The organism is Mobilicoccus pelagius NBRC 104925, assembly GCF_000247995.1.
Lineage (GTDB): Bacteria > Actinomycetota > Actinomycetes > Actinomycetales > Dermatophilaceae > Mobilicoccus > Mobilicoccus pelagius.
This window is the reverse complement of the sequence record NZ_BAFE01000052.1, coordinates 176,206-193,835: the sequence shown is the minus strand read 5'-3', so window position 1 is coordinate 193,835 and position 17,630 is coordinate 176,206. Positions and strand designations below refer to the sequence as shown.

Annotated in this window: 7 protein-coding genes; 1 reads left to right on the top strand and 6 read right to left on the bottom strand. The window is 73.0% G+C overall.

Annotated features, from left to right (window positions below):
- The 5 genes from MOPEL_RS08170 to MOPEL_RS08155 form a co-directional block, all read right to left on the bottom strand.
- Nucleotides 1-5,328 (bottom strand): CLIPPER-2 domain-containing protein (locus MOPEL_RS08170; protein WP_009482411.1); only part of this gene is annotated, 5,328 nt, incomplete at its 3' end.
- A 69-nt stretch (nt 5,329-5,397) separates the two neighbouring features.
- Entirely contained in the window at nt 5,398-10,014 is a 4,617-nt protein-coding gene (locus tag MOPEL_RS18480) for a CLIPPER-2 domain-containing protein (protein WP_444542956.1), read from the bottom strand.
- Nucleotides 10,015-10,109: 95 nt separating this feature from the next.
- Nucleotides 10,110-12,431, bottom strand: a complete 2,322-nt coding sequence (locus MOPEL_RS16630; protein WP_009482409.1) for a CLIPPER-2 domain-containing protein — start codon at nt 12,429-12,431, stop codon at nt 10,110-10,112.
- A gap of 171 nt (nt 12,432-12,602) precedes the next feature.
- Nucleotides 12,603-13,169: a YqgE/AlgH family protein gene (locus tag MOPEL_RS08160; RefSeq protein ID WP_009482408.1), complete on the bottom strand. Its 567-nt coding sequence runs from the start codon at nt 13,167-13,169 to the stop codon at nt 12,603-12,605.
- Between the two features lie 133 nt (nt 13,170-13,302).
- A complete protein-coding gene (locus MOPEL_RS08155) occupies nt 13,303-16,119 on the bottom strand; it encodes a DEAD/DEAH box helicase (protein WP_009482407.1) in 2,817 nt (938 codons plus the stop codon).
- A gap of 469 nt (nt 16,120-16,588) precedes the next feature.
- Between MOPEL_RS08155 and trxA the strand changes: the two genes are divergently transcribed.
- Nucleotides 16,589-17,053, top strand: coding sequence for a thioredoxin (gene trxA / locus MOPEL_RS08150; protein ID WP_009482406.1), 465 nt, complete (start codon nt 16,589-16,591; stop codon nt 17,051-17,053).
- A 374-nt stretch (nt 17,054-17,427) separates the two neighbouring features.
- Here the strand turns inward: trxA and MOPEL_RS17680 are convergent, their stop codons facing one another.
- Nucleotides 17,428-17,604 (bottom strand): hypothetical protein, encoded by a 177-nt coding sequence (locus tag MOPEL_RS17680; protein ID WP_009482405.1) that lies wholly within the window; start codon nt 17,602-17,604, stop codon nt 17,428-17,430.
- Nucleotides 17,605-17,630: the final 26 nt, after the last annotated feature.

Below are 17,630 nucleotides of genomic sequence, written 5' to 3'. Positions count from 1 at the left end.
CGCGTAGACCGATGCCGGGCGTGGCGGGCGTCGTACGCACCACCGCGCGCGACGGTGCGGACGACGCCGTCTCGACGCCGGCGGTGGGGATCGCCCGGGTGGTGACCGTGTGGCGCAGCGCACCGCGACCGTGTCCTGGGGCGTGGCGCGCCACGTCACGGGGCGGCACGTCACGGTCGCGCCGGGGCGGAGGCCGCCCTCGGGCAGGACGCAGGCGGGATCGATGCCGGTGAACATTGGGTCGTCGACGACGATGCGGGTGTACGTGGCGGGCTCCCCGGTGCGGTGGCTCACGTTCGTCACGGAGACGGTGAACGTCGCGCGTTCGCCGGCGTCGAGGAACCCGTTGCCGTTGCTGTCGACGAGCGTCGTGCGCTGGCGCACGGCGAGGGGGCTCCGCGCGGAGAGGAGCACCGTGTGACCGCTGCGGGCCGCGGCGGTGCGGCGGCCGGCGCGGACCCCGACGACGCTGGCGGTCGTGAGGCGACCGGCGCGGACGTCCGCGGCGCTCAGGGTGCGGGTGAGTCGGCACTCGACGGACTCTCCCGGTTCGATCGCGTCGCTCGGGCAGGGGCGCCCGGTGCTGCGGAACGCGCGGTCGGTGAGCGAGGTGGCGACGACGGGCAGGTCGCCCGTGTTCGTCACGGTGAAGCGGTGCTCGAGCAGATCACCTGCGCCGGTACGTCCGTCGCCGTCGACGTCGGTGATCGACGCGCCGGAGGGGACGAGCCGTGCGGAGACGCTCGGGGCGGCGGTGGGGACGACGTCGGTCGCGGAGGCCCGGACGATGCCGAGCCCGGCGGCGGCGACGACCTCGGCGTCGTTCTGGACGCGTCCGCCGGCGACGTCCTCGCGGGTGACGGTGTGCCCGCCGGTGAGGGTGCACACGAGGCGACGCCCGGGGCCGGTGGAGGGCACCGTCGCCTGCGCGGTCGTACACGGCGCGTCGATGCCGAGGCGGGGGTCGACGATGCGGACCGAGGAGAGCGTCCCGGCGCCGGTGTTCGTCACCGTGTAGCGGTAGCGGATGCGGTCACCGACACGCCGTGCGCGGGAACCGCCGTCGTGCGTGAGGGTGAGCGCGACACCGGGTCGCGGCGTGAGGGTCGTCGTCACGGGCTTCGACCGCGTCGTGCGGTCCTTGCCGTCGGGGCCGGCGACGGTCACCGTGGACGTGCGGACGATGCGGCGGGCGTCGACGTCCCGTCGGGTGAGGACGTACGCGGTCGCGACGCCGCAGCGGCGGGTGGCACCGGGACGGAGCGGGGCGGCCGGTCCGGCGATGCCGGTGGCGCACGGCGTGGCGTCGAGTCCGAGGGCGGGATCGGTGAGGCGGATGTCGGTGACGGGCGTGCCGCCGACGTTGCGGACGAGGTAGTGGTAGCCGAGCGTGTCGCCCGCACTGTCCCCGGGGCGGGTGCCGTGGGCGTCGACGACGGAGCCGGGGACGACCTCGAGGACGACGCGCGGGGCGTTCGGGATGGTCTTGCGGCTGCGGGCGGTCGCGGAGGCGACGACCTTGCCGCGCGGGTCGCGGGCGGTGGCGACGGCCGCGTTGGTGAACGCCCCGGCGCGGAGGTCCGCGGCGGTGATGGCGTGACCGAGCTTGGACAGGCACGTCGTGCTCTCGCCGGGGGCGAGGGTGCCCTGGGTGCACGTGCCCTCGGCGCGGTTGAGCGCGTTGGGGAGTCCGGCGTCGCGAACCTGGAGGAGGTCGAGGGTCTGGGTGCCGGTGTTGCGGATGTCGAAGGCGTACCGGATGAGGTCACCGGGGTCGACGGTGCCGGAGGCGTTGGCGTCGATGATGCCGCCGGGCAGGCTCGTGAGGCTCAGCGCGTTGCGCACGGCAGGTTTCGACCTGAGGAGGTCGAACCGCACGCCGGTACGGGTGGTGACCGGGCGACCGGCGTGGCGGGCGGTGATCGTCGCGGTGCCGCGGAGGACGCCTGCGTCGACGGCCCGCTGGCCGAGCGGCACGACGACGCGGCACGTCGTGCGGGCAGCGGGGCGGAGGTCGGCGTTCGTGCAGGAGAAACCGGTGAGGCCGAGGCCGGGGGCGTCGACGGAGAGGGCACGTACGGTCGCTGTCCCCGTGTTCTGCACGGTGAACGTGTGGGTGGCGAGATCCCCTGCGCCGGCGGAACCGTCACGGTCGGTGTCGGCGAGCGCGACGGTGCGGGTGACGCGCACTCGTGGCGTCCCCGTGGCGGATCCGAGGCCGGGGCGGACGCCGGTCGTCGTGGGGATGCGGGTCGTCGTCGAGGCGCGGGCCGTGCGGGCGGGGAGCCCGGGCGGGGTCGCCGAGACGCGGGCGGTCGAGGTGATCGAGCCGCGGGCGAGGTCGGCGACGGTGAGCCGGTGGGGTTCACTTCGGCACATCGTGCGGGCCCCGACGGCGAGCCGGTCGGCGGCGCACGTCACCGTGCCCGCGAGCGGCGCGTCGACGCGAATGTCGGAGAGCGTGAGTGTGCGGCTGTGGTTCGTCACGACGAACGCGTGGGAGACGGTGTCGCCGACCCCGATGCGTCCGTCGCCGTCGGCGTCGACGACGCCGCCGGAGGTCTGGGTGAGGGCGACGCGCGGCGCCGGCGGCGCAGGCGGGGTGAGACACGTCGCGTTGTTGCGCCGCGTGCCCTTCTCGACGCCGTCGGCGAGGTCGACGGAGGCGTACAGACCGCCGCCCGCACGACCCGAGCAGGGTGCTGCGGGAGTCGTGCTCGTCCACATGAGGGCGACGGCGACCTTGTAGTCGTGGGTGCGCTCGGCGCCGATGGGCCGCTCACCCTCCCCGAGGGTGAACGAGCCGTCCGCGGCGAGCAGCGCCTGCAGGGGGCGGTCCGGCGCGTCGGGCGTCATGTAACGGGCGCCGACGACGCGGAGCCCGCGGGCGAACTGCGGGCGGAACGTCGGGGCCGCGTATGTCGTGCCCTTCTGCCCGGAGTTCCGCACGCGCACGGTGTACGTCGCCTCGAGTCGGCCGGTGGCGGAGTCGGGGCCGACGACGGTGGCGCGTTCGGTGGACGCGTCGAGGGCGGCGGGGGCGACGCGGACGACGGTCTCGACCGGGTCGGCGTTCGCGTCGACGACGTCGGAGGAGACGCCGCCGGCGGCAGTCGTCGACGCGGTGCGGCCGACCGTCCACGAGTCGGGGTCGCCGGGGCCCCAGCGGATGGGTTGGGTGCACGTGTAGACCCAGACCTCGCCGACGTCGAGGAGGCCGTCGCCGGCGGCGTCGCTGCTGCGCCGGAGCATGGGGTGGGCGCACGTGTCGTCGTCGACGGGGCCGGTGGCGTCGCCACGCTTGGCGGTCGTCGTCCCGTCGAGGGAGACGCCGGCGAGCGGCTCGGTGCCGACGTTGCGGACGACGGCGACGTACGTCGCCGCACCCGTGCCCGTCACCGACGAGGAGTCGACGGACTGCGTCACCTGGATGCGGGGGCGGGCGACGAGCGTCGCGGTGGCGTCCTCGCGGCCGGGGCGCGTCGGGTCGTCGGAGACGAACGTGCGGGACTTGTCGACGACGACGGGGCGGTGGGTGATCTCGTCGACGCCCTTGACGTCGCCCACCTGGACGGTGAACCGGACGACGGCGCTCTTGCCGGCGGCGACGACGCCGCGGCGGGCACCGGGACTGTGGATCTCCGTGCGGCCGTGGCCCTCGGCGTCGCGGGCGGTGTACGGCATCGCGCCGTCGACGTCGGCGACGGCGATGCCGTTGAGGGTCGTGGAGCGGGGGACATAGCGGGTGTGGGCGGGGATGGTGTCGAGGAGACGGCTGCGCACGGAGGCGACGCGGCCGATGCTCGCGACGCGCACGGTGTACGTGATGCGGTCGCCCGTGGTCACGGACGACGTCTCGGCGGAGGTCGTCGTCGTCACGGAGAGGTCGGAACGGGGCAGAGCGCAGGAGCCGACGTCGGCGACGGAACCGACGCCAGCCGTCGGCGCGGTGCCGACGACGGTGCGGGAGCCCGTGGCCGGGTCGATGCGGAAGAGCTGGTTGGTGCCCGCGGTGGCGCCGTCGCCGGCGGCGTTCGGGCCGGTCGTCGAGTAGAGGTGCCCGTCGGCGCCGAAGTCGAGGCCGTTGTCGTACCCGCCGTTCGGGGGACTCGCGACGCGTCCGACGACGGTCGCCTCCAGGGCCGCCGTGCTCGACACGTCGGAGGGGAGGGTGAGGACGTAGGTGCGGCGGCTGATCTGGTCGCCGGCGATCATCCACAGTCCGCCGTTGCCGCCGACGGCGATGTCACCGGCCTGGAAGGAGGAGACGTCGAGCTGTCGGCCGTCGACGTCGGTGATCGAGGCGAGGCGGCGTTCCGTCCAGGTGGAGGAGCCGGGTTCGAGGGTGTAGAGGTGACCGTCGACGGCCCAGCTCCATACGCGGCCGACCTTGTCGGCGGCGAGGCGCAGGGTCGACGTCGCCGGGGAGACGCCCGTGACCTGCATCGTCGCGCCGGTGCGGAGGTCGAGGCGGAACAGTCCGCGGGAGACACCGGCGCTGTCACCGACGAAGTAGGCCGAGTGCGGGCGGCTCGCGTCGACGGCGAAGGCCGGGCTGCCGGTGCCGGCACGTCCTCCGGCGAGCGCGCCCAAGCGGAACACGGGGGTGAAGGTGCGCTTGCCCTTGCGGGTGTCGATGCGGCCGATCGTGCCGGGCGAGGTGGGGACGGGGGCGCCGAGCGGCGTCGGAGTCGAGGAGTACCACATCGTGTCGCAGGGGTGCGTCGCCATGCTGATCGGCGTACGCACGGTCGCGACGGACGCCGTGGGGGCGGCGGTGTCCTCGAGGCTCGTGTCGAACGTCGCCGTCGCGACCGCCGTTCCGGCCTCCGTGACGAGGACGTCGCACGAGAACGTCGCGGTTCCGCGGGCAGGGACCCACCAGCGCACACCGTCGGATGCCAGCCCGCCGTGGTTCGGGTCGTCGGGGTCGATGCCGGGGGTGCTGCAGCCGGTGTCGCTGAGGCCGCGGTAGTAGGCGGGGTTGGCCGTCGTGTTCGTCACGCGGTACGTGACCTCGACGGCGGTTCCGCTGATGGGCACGGCGCGCGTGTCGACCGACGGAGTGACGGTGAGCGTGAGACGTCCGTCGGCGCTGCGGCCCGTGCGCGTGAGGCCGGGTGAGGCCGTGGTGCGGGAGGGTGCCGATGTCGTCGGCGAGGCGGGAGCGGTGGCGGGGGTGGCGGCGCGAGCTGCCTCGCCCGTGAGGGGGGCGGCGAGTCCGGCCGCGGCGAGCACCGTCGCCGTGCCGGCGGCGAGGAGGCGCAGGATGCCGGAGCCGCCGGGTCGGGCGACGCTCCTTCGTGCAGGACGTCGATCGACGATCACTCGGGACTCCCTCGGGCGTGGACATGGAACGTCTTTTCATCGGCCCCGCCCGAGGGGTCCTGAGCGGCGTCAGGGGCGGCGTGCCTGTGCGACAACCGAAGAGGCGCGGGCCAGTCGTTGGCGGCGGCGCGCGGTGAGGAACACCGCGAGTGAGGCGGGAAGCACGAGCCCGACTCCGACGAGTCCGGTGGCCTCGCCGCGGAGCAGACGCGGACGCACCGGGGTCGCGGGGGCAGCCTGCGGGCCTGCGGCCTGCGCGTTCCCGGTCGACGGCGCCGGGGCGGCGTCGGCGACGGTGGGCAGCGTCGCGAACGGGTCGCCGGGGCCGTCGGGAGGCACCGGCGGGCCGTCACCGACGGCGACGCCCTTGCCCTTGACGCCCGTCGTTCCTGGGCGCGTGGGTCCCCACGGCGACGCCGGATCGCACGTCCGGCACGTCGTCCTGCCCGGGACTCCGGGGGTGTGGGAGGAGCCGGGCCACGGCGACGGTCGACCGGAGCCCGGCCACGTCACCGTCGGGCGGGTCGACCCCGGGCGCGTGGAACCGGGCCGGGTCGAACCGGGCCGCGTCGAACCGGGCCGCGTCGCGTCGGGCCGAGGCGTACCGGGCGTGTGGGTCGCCGGGGACTTCGGACGGTTCGGACGGGGGGGCGCGCCGGGGCGTACCGGGACCGTCACGGTGTCCTTCGAGGAGGACGGCTTCGTCGGTCCGGCGCCCACGGTGCCGCCGGGGCTCGTCGCCTGGGCGACGGCGGTGTTGAGCACGCTCCCCCGTCGCGCGTCGGCCTCGGTGATCCGGTACGGCGCCGAGGCCCGGCACGTCACGGAGTCGCCGGGGCGGACGTCGCCGCGTGGGCACGCCACGGAGATCCCGAGCGCGGCGAGGCGGGGGTCGTTCACGGTGACGTCGCGGACGGTCGTCGTTCCGCTGTTGACGACCGTGAACGTGTAGAGGATGCCGTCGCCGACGTTCGCCGTCGTGCGGGAGCCGCCGTCGGCCCAGGCGAACGACTTCGTCATGTCGACGCGGGCGACGGGCTTGGGCGCGACGGGGACGGTGACCGTCGCGGAGTCGTCGACGGGGTCGGGGGTGGTGGGCCCCGTCGGCGTCCCCGTGGGTTCGCCGGTGGGCGACGGTGCCGGGCCGGGGGACGTCGTGGGCGGGGTCGTGGGCGGGGTCGTGGCGGGCGGGGTGCCCGTCGCCGTCGCCGTGTTGGAGAGGGCGGTGCCGGCGTCGACGTCGGCCTTCGTCACGGTGCGGGTCGGGCCGGCGCACCGCATCGACTCGCCCACGGCCAGGTCGGTCTTGGGGCACGTGACGGCGCCGAGCGTCGGGTCGGAGACGCGCACGCCGGTGAGCGGCACGTTGCCCGGGTTCGTCACGGTGAAGCCGTAGGTGATGACGTCACCGGTGTCGGCGGCGCCACGCACTCCGGTGTCGGTGGTGAGGGTGGCGGTCTTGACGAGGTCGATGCGGGGGGCCGGGCGCCCGAGGACGGCCGTGTCGGTGGCGTCGACCTTCACCCCGCCGGGGCCGGTGGCGGCGACGGTGGCGGTGTTGGTGACGGCTCCGGCGGCGACGTCGGCCGCGGTGACGGTGTGGGCGGGTGCCGCACACGTCATCGACTCACCGCGGGCGAGCTCGGTCTTCGGGCAGGTCGTCGCCCCAGCGGTCGGGTCGCTGAGCGCGACGCCGGTGAGCGGCGTGGGACCGGTGTTCGTCACGACGAAGGAGTACGTGATGACATCGCCCGCGTCGAGGACCCCCGCGGTGCCGCGGTCGGTGCTCAGGGACGCGGTCTTGCGGAGCGCGATCGCCGGGGTCGGCGCCGCGGGCACGGAGGCCGACGCGGGCGGTGAGGTCACCTCTCCCCCGCTCGCCGTGGCGGTGTTCGTGATGCGGCCGTCGCCCGCCACAGCGGCCGCGAGGTCGGCCGCGGTCACGGTGTAGGGCGCGGCCGAGCACGTCGTCGACGCGCCCGGCGCGAGGGGGCCGCTCGGGCACGTGACGGAGATCCCCGCCGCGGTCAGTCGCGCATCCGACACCGACACCGACGGCACCTCCACACCCGACGGGTTCGTCACGACGAACCCGTACGTGATGACGTCACCGACGTCCGCGACGCCCTGCGCCCCCTTGTCCGTCGTGAGCCGCGCCGTCTTCGTCAGACCCAACGCCCCCGGCTCGGGGGTGGGGGTGGGATCGGTGGGCGGGGACGGAGGCGTGGGCTCCTGAGGACGTGGCGCGTCGGTCGTGGGGACGTCGTCGTCGTCCTCGGCGGTAAGGGTCGCGCCCGCGACGGTGAGCGCCGTCGCCGTCGCCGTGTTGGCGACGCGTCCCCCTGCGACGTCCTCGTCGGTCACCACGTACCGGCCGACGAGGCTGCAGGTGAGGCCGTACGCCGAGTCCGGGGCGTCGTCACCGGTACCCACCGAGGGGATTGTCGTTCCCTCGCTCCCGCAGAAGCCGTCGAGCCCAAGGCGTGGGTCGTTGATGCGGAGGTCCTTCACCGTGCCGGCGCCGTCGTTGCGGACGGTGAAGCGGTACGTGACCACGTCGCCGACACGGCGCGGCTCGTCTCCTCCGTCGTGACTCTTGACGAGGGTCAGGGACGGCATGGGGACCAGTGTCGTGCGCACCTCCGCCGTGTCCGTGGCATCACCCGCGGTGGCCGTCGCGGTGTTCACCACCTCGCCCGCGTTCACGTCGGCGCGGGTCAGGGTGTACGTCGCCGACGACGCCGGGATCGCACAGTCGAGCGTCGCGCCCGGCGCGATGGTGCCGCCGCCGCAGGCCACACCGTCGAGCTTGAGCTTGGCGTCCGTGATCGTCGCGCCCGTCACGGGTACGCCGCCGGTGTTCGTCACCCGGAACGTGTAGGCGATCGTGTCGCCGCGGCTGTCACCGGCAGGGGTGCCCGCGACGTCCGTGACCGGCCCAGCGATCTTCTCGAGCTTGATCGTCGGGGTGTTGGGGATGGTCGACGTCGCCGACGCCTCGTTCGACGTCACGACCGTGCCCTGCGGGGTCTTCGCCTGGGCCGTGGCCTTGTTCGTGTAGGTGCCGGCGATGACCTCGGCCTCTTCCAACACGTGCCCCGTCTTGGAGATGCAGATCGTCGTCTCCGACGGCCGGATGATCGCGTACTCGCAGGTGAGGTGCTTAGTGACGAGCCCGGGGTCGTTCACCTCGAGCAGGTTCAGGGTCTGCGACCCGGTGTTCTTCACCTCGAAGGCGTAGCCGATGGCGTCGCCCTCGTCGGTGATGCCGTTGCCGTTGGCGTCGACGATCTGGCCCGACTTCTTCGTCAACTGCAGGGCGTTCTTGAATCGCGAGTCGGCCGTGAGGTCGAGGGTGGCCGTGTCGCTCGCCGAGACGGTGGTCTTGCTCACCGGGCCGTAGGCGTAGGCCGTGGCGGAGTTGCTCAGCTTCCCCGCGTCCAGCGCCACCTGACCGATGGGGAGGGTGAGCGTCTTGCTGCCCGTGCCGTCGCCGGTGTCGACGCCACACGTCGTGCTCTCCCCCGGCGCGAGGAGTTCGTTCCGACACGAGATGCCGAAGATGTTGAGCCCGGTGTCGTCGGCGTAGATGGTGCGCACCGGGACGTTGCCCGTATTCGTCACGGTGAGGCTGTAGGTGACGAGGTCACCCGCGTCGAGGCCGACCGGCGCAGAATCGGTGATCTCCACGATCTTCTTGGTCAGGGAGATCTCGGGGTTCGCCGGTGCGATCAGCACGGTCGCCAAGGCGTCGGCCGACACGGTCTTTCCGCCCGACGTGGCGGTCGCCGAGGCGATGTTGACCACGCTGCCCGCCGAGACGTCCGCGGATGTCACTGCGTACGTCTTCGAGGCCGTGCACGCGGTCGAGGCCCCCGGGCTCAGGGTGGTGTCGCTACATGCGACCCGTCCGACCTCAGGGTCGGTGACGGCAACGTTCGTGAGGGTCGTGGCCCCTGTGTTCTTCACCGTGAAGGAGTAGGAGATCTGATCGCCCGTATTGGGCGTCGCCCCGGCATGGGTGGTGTTCGTCGCCGTCTTCGTCAGCGTCAGCCCACCGTTCGACGGCAGCGGGGTGGTGGTGGAGTCGCTGGCGGTGACGCGGTCGAGGCCGCCGGGCGGCAGACCGCTCGCCGTGGCCTCGTTGGTGATCGACCCCGCGGCGACGTCCCCCTGGGTCAGGGCGTATTTCGCGGCGGTGCAGGTCGTCGAGGCCTCGACGGCTAGCTCGTCCTGCGCGCAGGTCACCGTGCCGACCGTCGGGTCGTTGACCTTGATGTCCTTGAGCGTCAGCGTCTTGCTCTTGTTCGTGACGACGAACGTATACGTCATCGTGTCGCCCTCGGACACCCCGCCGCTGTGGTCGGCGTCGACCGGTCCGGAGGCGTACTTCTTGAGGTCGATACCGGGATCGGGCTGCGGGCTCGGGGCCGAGCAGGCGGCGTTGTTGCTCGTGTCGGTCTCCTGGCCGGCGGGCAGGGACGTGACGTTGTAGAGGCCCTGTCCCGGGGTGGGCTCAGCGGCGCAGTCGGCCGCCTTCGATTGCGTGGCGGTCTTCGTCCACTCGTAGCGAATGACGACGCGGTACTCGTGGCTCGCGCCCGCGGCGAGCGTCGTCGGGCCACTCGTCAACGCGAACGGCCCAGTTCCCGCAATCGTCGTGTAGTCGGTGGCCCCGGGTGCCATGACCTTCGCCTCGACGACGTTCGCCTCCGCGGGGAAGGCGGGTGCGTCGGTGAGGGGGCCGTAGGTGCCGTCCCTCTGCCCGGAGTTCGTCACCGTTACGGTGTACCGGGCATCCACGATGCCGTTCTCGGAGTCGGGACCGACGACGGGACCCGCGTCCTTGCGGACGTCGATCGTGGCCGGTTTCCGGTCGACCGCGACGTCGACCCCGTTCGACGGAGCCTGGACGGTGACGCCGCTGACGGTGCCGACGCCGGAGGCGGTGGCCATGTCGTGCACGGTCCAGGAGTCGGGGTCACCGGTGGTCCAGGCGAGGGGTTCGGTGCACGTGTAGACCCAGCGTTCCCCGAAGTCGAGAGCCCGTTCCCGTTCCCGTCGGACCCCGCGTTGAGGGTGGGGGCGGCACAGGCGGTCCCGGCGAGCGGCGCGTAGGAGCGTCCCGTGCCGTCCCCGCGGTTGCTCGTCACGGCGTCGGTGAGACGGACGCGCGCCAGGGGCTCGTTGCCGGTGTTGGTCACGACGAACGTGTACGTCACGTCACCCGAGCCGGTGATCCTCGTCGTGTCGGCGGATTTCGTCACCGCGATGCCCGCCTCGGCGATGGGGACCGTCGTCGCGTCACCGTCACCCGGCACGTTGGGGTCGTCCGATCTCACCCTCTCGCTCACGTCGACGACCGTCGCCTGGTTCGAGATCCGCGTGACCGCGGGATCCAACGGGTCGTTCACCTTGACCGTGAACCGCACGGTGGCGGTCGCGCCGGCGGCGACGACGCCGGGATTCGCCCCCGCGCTGTGGACCTCCGTCGCCGGAGAGACCGAGTACGGCATCGCACCCGCCGCGTCGGCGACGGCCACACCGTTGAGGGTCGTCGAGTTCGCCACGTACGTCGTGTTCGCGGGGATCGCATCCGTGAGCGTCGCCCCGACCGAGGCGAGCTTGCCCAGGTTCGCCACCCGCACCGTGTACGTGACGAGGTCGCCCGCCTTCACCGACGGCGTCGCCGTCGACACCGTCTTGAGCACACGCAACTCCGAACGGGGCAGCGCACACGAGCCGAGGTCGCCGACCGAGCCCACGTTCGCCGGCGACGCCGACGACACGAGCATGCTCTTCCCCGTCGCCATGTCCACGTCGTAGAGCTGGTTCGTGCTCGTCGATGCCGCAGGGTTGCTCGTCGCGTTCGGGCCCGTCGAGGCGTACAGATGGCCGTCGGAGCCGAAGTCGATGCCGTTGTAGAACCCGCCGTTGCTCGGGCTCGTCATCTGACCGACGAGCGTGGCCCTGATGCCCGACGTCGAGGCGGTCTGGGCGGCCGGGATGACGATGAGGTAGGTCCTCCTGGTCGTCTGATCCGCGCCGAGGAGCCACAGGTTGCCGTTGCCGCCGACGGCGAGGTCGCCCGACTGGAGGGAGGCCGTACTGAGCGTCTGACCCCTGACGTCGGTGATCGCGGAGATCGGGTGTCGGACCCACTGCGTCGAGCCCTTGGCGAGCGAGTAGAGCGAGTTGTCCGTCGCCCAGCTCCAGACGGTGCCGGACTTGTCGGCGGTGAGGCGGTAGGTCGTCGTGGCAGGGGAGGACGAGGCCACCTTCCTCGCGGTCCTGGTCCCGAGATCGAGCGAGTACAGCCCCAGCAGGGTGCCGTTGCGCTGCCCGATGAAGTAGGCCCTGTTCGGTGTCGTCGAGGAACTCGCCGAACTCGGATCGATCGCGAACGCGGAACTTCCTGTGCTGCCATCGGCCCCCGTGATCTCGCCGAACTTCATGGCCTGGGCGTAGGGCGGGGTCCCCGCCGTCGTGGAGACGGTGCCGATCGTGCCGCCGATCGGGATGCTCGTCTGCGTGTTCTCGGCGGAGTACCAGATCGTCTTGCACGGGTCGTCGGCCACGGCGATCGTCGTCGTCGCGACGGCCGTCGACTGCGTGTAAGCACTCGTCGCGTCGGTGGCGGTGTCGAAGACGGCCGTCGCTGTGGAGGTGGTGTCCTGCGTGACGAGGAATCCGCACGTGAACGTCGCCGTGCCGCCTGCCGGTATCCACCACCGGCTGCCGTCGTTCTGAAGTCCCGACTGCGGCGTGTATCCGGGGGTACTGCAGGCGGAGTCGGTGAGGCTGCGGTAGTACGCGGGCTCAAACGTGGGGTTGTTCACGACGTACGTGAGCGTCACCGTCGATCCCGTTGCGGGCAGCGCGTTCGCCGAGGACGTCACCGTCAGCGTGATCCTGTCGTCGGTGGACGTCCCCCTCCCGGCGACGGGAGTGGCGGCCTGGGCGGGTGCCCCGGAGGAGAGCACGCCGATCCCGACCTGCACCGTCAGCGCGACGAGCACGAGGGCCAGCAGGAACGCACCCCACCGGGGAAGCACACGAGGCACGACGAAGCGACCACGCTGCGTCCACGGACGACCCGACATGCACGACCCCCGGCTTGACGACACGACGCTCCCCTATCGACAGGAACGCGCCGGGTCGGAGAACGCCGGGAGGACGAATCGAGAGCCCTCGGGAGGCAAAACCGTTGCGAAGGGAGTGGATTCGCGAGGGAGGGACGGCACACCCCGGGGCTGCGGGGGGCGACGAGGGGCTCAGTTGAGCCGAGGGTCCTCGGGGTAGGTGGCGAGCCAGGCGAGGGTGCCACCGGCGCGGCGGAGCACCATACTCCACACGATCTCGGGGACGGGCACGAACGGGTCCCCCGGCCGGGCGTCGACGACGAACCAGGCACCGGCCTCGAGTTCGTCCTCGAGCTGCCCGGACGACCAGCCGGAGTAGCCGGCGAAGACGCGGACGGCACTCACGTGGGGCACGACGATCTCCGGCGGCGCGTCGAGGTCGATGACACCGATCCGGTCGAACAGCGGCAGGATCCCGAGGGCCTCCCCCGCATCGTCATGCTCGAGCCGCACGAGGCCGAGGGCCGTGTCGAGCCCGACCGGTCCACCCTGGAACAACCGCCCCGGCGCGACGACGTGCTCCTGCCACGCGGGCAGCACCGTCGACACGTCGGCCTCGATGGGCTTGTTGAGGACGAGTCCGTGGGCGCCGTCCTCGTCGTGGTGGAGCACCAGGACGACGCCGCGGTGGAACACGTCACCGCCGGTCCCGGGCGCGGCGACGAGGAGTCGACCTGCGAGGTTCGTCGAGGGGTTCATGGTCTCCCCATTGTGCCGCCCGGAGCACGACGAACGCCGGTCGCCCCTCCGAAGGGAGTCGACCGGCGTTCGTCACAGTCGTGGAGCACGAGGCTCGACACCGCACGCGTCACGCGCAGCGATCACACGTCCGTCAGTAGCGGGGGCCGCGATCGTCGCGGCCGCGGCCGCCCTGGCCGCCTCCGTGACCGCCCTGGCCGCGGTAACCGCCGCCGCGACCACCCTGGCCACGGCCGCCCTGACGACCACCCTGGCCACGACCGCCGGGACGGAACCCGCCGCGACGCGGGCGGGGCGGCGGCTCCATGAGACGACGCAGACGCTCCTCGGGGATCGGCGCGCCGCTCGGCCGGTGCGCACCCGTGAGCTCACGGAGACGCTCGTCGTTCGGCGCGACACGCTCCGGCGTGATGTCGAGTCCGGCCTGGTCGGCGATGCGCTGCATGAGTCGCTTCTGGTGCGGCAGCGCGAGCGTCACGACCGTGCCCTTCTCCCCCGCTCGGGCCGTACGGCCGGCGCGGTGGAGGTAGTCCTTGTGATCGGCGGGCGGGTCGACCTGCATGACGACGCCCACGTCGTCGACGTGGATGCCGCGCGCGGCGACGTCGGTCGCGACGAGAACGGGCAGCTCACCGTCGCGGAACGCGGCGAGGACCCGGTTACGGGCCGCCTGCGAGAGGCCGCCGTGGAGCGCGGCGGCGAAGACGCCCTGCTCCCGGAGCTGCAGCGCGATGCGGTCGGCGCCGAGCTTGGTGCGCGCGAAGACGATCGTGTGCCCGCCGCGGTTGGCGACGTGGGCGGTGACGACCTTCTTGTGCGCGGGGTCGACGAGGAGGATGTGGTGGTCCATCGTCGCGACGCTCGCCTGCGCGTCGTCGGTGGAGTGCGTCACCGGGTCGACGAGGTAGGACTCCACGAGGGTGTCGATGCCCTTGTCGAGCGTCGCCGAGAAGAGGAGTCGCTGCCCGCCCGCGGGAACCTTGTCCATGATTTCGGTGACCTCGGGGAGGAACCCCATGTCGGCCATGTGGTCGGCCTCGTCGAGGACGACGATCTCGACCGCGTCGAGGGTGCAGGCGCCTCGCTCGATGAGGTCGTTGAGGCGGCCCGGCGTGGCGACGAGGACGTCGACGCCCCGGTCGAGCGCGTCGAACTGCGGCGGGTACGGCATGCCGCCGGCGACGAGCTTGTGGCGCAGGCCCGCCACGTGGACGAGCGGCTGCAGCGCGTCGCCGATCTGCATGGCGAGCTCACGCGTCGGCGAGAGGACGAGCGCACGCGGCAGGTTGGGCTTCGCGCGCCCCCCCTCGGCGAGACGCGCGAGCAGCGGCAGACCGAACGCGTACGTCTTGCCCGAACCCGTGCGGCCGCGTCCGAGGACGTCGCGGCCCGCGAGCGCGTCGGGGATCGTCGCCTGCTGGATCGGGAACGGGGTCGTGATGCCCTCCCGCGCAAGCCGGTCCGCGAGGACCTTCGGGACTCCGAGGTCGACGAACGTGGGCGCCGGGGTGTCCTTTCGGTCCTTCTGGGTCTCGTCCGCGTCCTCGGCCGCCGGGGTGGTCGGCGCGGCGTGGGCGGTGCCGGCCTGCACGACGACCGAGTCCGTGGGCTCGGAGGCGTGGTCGCCGGAGACGTCGCCGCTCGCATCGATGGCGGCGGCATCCGCCGTCGCCGCGGGGGCGGCGTCGGTCAGGTGCCCGGCGTCGCCGGACGGGGTCGCTGCGGACGCCTCCGAGGCGTCCGGCGCGCTGTCGGTGACGACGGTCTCGACGACCGTCTCACGCCGGGGCTCCGGGGCGTCGGGGGCGGCGACGACGTCGACCTCGCGACGTTCCGCGGGACGCGCCTCGGCCGGGGCATCCGACCGGACCGTGTCGACGGGGGCGACGGTCTCGTCACGCTCGGGGCGTTCGACGACGGGCAGCTCCTTGCGGCGGAGACGCTCCGCCTGGGCCGCAGGAGCATCGGCAGGACGCACGTAGGCCGGACGCTCACGGCGCCAACCGCGGGCGTCGCGATCCCCGCGACGGTCGTCACGGCGGTCGAAGCCGCGGTCGTCCCGACGGGGGTAGCGGTCCTCACGACGGTCCGAGTCACGCGCACGGTCGTCACGACGGGGGTACCGGTCCTCGCGACGGTCGAAGCCGCGATCGAAGCCACGGTCGTCACGGCGATCGAAGCCGCGGTCGTCCCGTCGCCCGTAGCCACGGTCGTTACGGCGTTCGTCGCCCCGGTCGTTCCTCGCGTCGCGTGCCGGACCGCGGTCGAAACCACGGTCGTTGCGGCGGTCGTCACGACCCTGGTAGCGGCGGTCGTCACGGCCCTGGTGGCCGCGGTCGTCGTTGCGCTGGAACCCGCGGTCGTCACGGCGCGTGTCGCCGCGGTAGCCGCGGTCGTCGCGACGGTCGCCGCCACGGAAGGAGTCGCGGTCGTCGCGACGCCCCGTCGAGCGGCGGCCGTCGTAGCGTCCGCTCGAACGCTGGTCGTCGTAGCGGCCACCGGAGCGACGGTCGTCCCGCCCCTGTCCGCCGCGGTAACCACCGCGGTCGTCGCTGCGCCGGTCGGTACCGGCACGGTTGCCGTAACGGTCGTCGGTGCGGTCGTCACGACGCCCGTAGGGCCGGTCCTGGGAGCCGCGACGGTCGTCGCGGGCGTCACGACGGGGGCCGCGGTCCTCCCAGCGGGAGCCACGGCGGTCGCCGCCGCGGGGGCCGCGTGCACCGCGGTCGTCGTCGCGACGCCGCGGGGCACGGTCGTCGCGGCCGCGGTCGGTCCAGCCGCGCTGGTCGTCGCGGCGGGTGTCGTCACGACGGTCGTCCCGGTCGAACCGGCGACCCGCACGAGCGGGCGCCCGGTCGGGCCGGACGGAGGTGGTGGGGGTGCGCTTCGCGGCCTTCTTCGCCGCGGACCAGCGCGGCTTCTTGGACGCGTCGGGGTTCTTCGGGCTCATCTCTTGCTTCCTTCTTCAGTCGGATCGAAGGCACGCTCCAGGTATCCGACGTGGTGCGGAGATGAACGAGCCTCGTGTCCCGGCAGCGATGCCGGGGCGACCCCGGTGGTGGCCGGGACGCGGACGGATGCCCGCGCGGGGGCGTGGTGGAGCCCCTCGTCATGTCGTGGTGGTCGCCTCGGACCGAGATGGTCGGGCGGTCGTACGGGCGGCACGTCCGCACCGTGACCGGGGGACCGGAGACGAAGGCGCGCTCGCCGAGGCGAGGCGGGACGGACGTACGAGAGAACAGGCTAGCAGGCATGCGTCGCCGCCTTCGCCGCCGGACCCCACGGGGCCCCTCCTCCTCGTGGCTGCCACCGGCGGCGGAGGCGGTGACGGTGCCCGACGCGACGCCGCGCCCGGGTACCCGATCAGCGTAACGGCATCGTCGTGGAATGCGACGGCACGTCCGAGCGTTGAACGACGCATGACGACCACCGCACTGACCACCGCCAACTTCGACGAGACCATGCAGTCGTCCGAGATCGTCCTCATCGACTTCTGGGCCTCGTGGTGCGGCCCGTGCCGCAACTTCGCGCCCATCTTCGAGGCGGCGAGCGAGAAGCACCCCGACGTCACGTTCGCAAAGGTCGACACCGACGCCGAGCAGGAGCTCGCGGCGGCCGCGAACATCTCGTCGATCCCCACGATCATGGCGATCCGCCAGGGCATCCCCGTCTTCGCGCAGCCCGGTGCGCTGCCCGCCGAGGCCCTCGAGGACATCATCGGCCAGGTCCGCGCCCTCGACATGGAGGACGTGCGCCGTCAGATGGAGGCGGCGACGAAGGAGGCCCAGGTCACGCAGGGCTCGGCCGACCCGACCTCGGTCCCCGGCGGCACGCAGGGCACCCCCGGGGTCGACCACCCCGACGCCAACGGCGCCATCGTCTGACACCTGCCGCCCGACGCCTCGGGCGTCCCTCGGACTCGGCCCCCGTCGCCTCGTGCGTCGGGGGCCGTCCCCTGCCGAGGCGGTCGAGCCGCGCGGCCACCCGTGAGGGCGCGGTCTCCTCGTCGGGGTGCGGTTCGACGTCGACCTGACCGGTGACGTCCTGGTACGGCCACTCGAGCGTCTCCGGCGCGGAGAGGGTGACGTAGTTCGGCCGCTCGTCGAGCGGATGTTCGTCATGATTCCGACCGCGGTCCACCGGAGCACCCCGGTCGCGACGATCGACGCGGGCTGCCACGCAGAAGCGAGGACGAGGTCGTCCGGATCGATCATCCCGGGCGTCGTCGAGGTGCGGAGGACACCGGGCAGCCACGTGTTCAGGCGTCGACGACCCGACTCTGCAGGGCGGGGTCGTCGCCGAGGGTCGCCATGAACACCGTCCATGCGATCGTCAGCGCCGCCGCGATGCCGAAGAGCGCGGAGAACGCGATCCCCCGGCGAGCATCCCCGCCTTCGTCACCGAGTACCGCCGCCAGGCTTGATAGGGCCGCCACTGCTGCACGCGGTCGACGACCGCTCC

Bases quoted from the DNA above. Each gene is read 5' to 3' on its own strand.
- MOPEL_RS08155 (WP_009482407.1), bottom strand. From the start codon at position 16,119: ATGAGCCCGAAGAACCCCGACGCGTCCAAGAAGCCGCGCTGGTCCGCG.
- MOPEL_RS08160 (WP_009482408.1), bottom strand. From the start codon at position 13,169: ATGAACCCCTCGACGAACCTCGCAGGTCGACTCCTCGTCGCCGCGCCC.
- MOPEL_RS16630 (WP_009482409.1), bottom strand. From the start codon at position 12,431: ATGTCGGGTCGTCCGTGGACGCAGCGTGGTCGCTTCGTCGTGCCTCGT.
- MOPEL_RS18480 (WP_444542956.1), bottom strand. From the start codon at position 10,014: ATGGCACCCGGGGCCACCGACTACACGACGATTGCGGGAACTGGGCCG.
- trxA (WP_009482406.1), top strand. From the start codon at position 16,589: ATGACGACCACCGCACTGACCACCGCCAACTTCGACGAGACCATGCAG.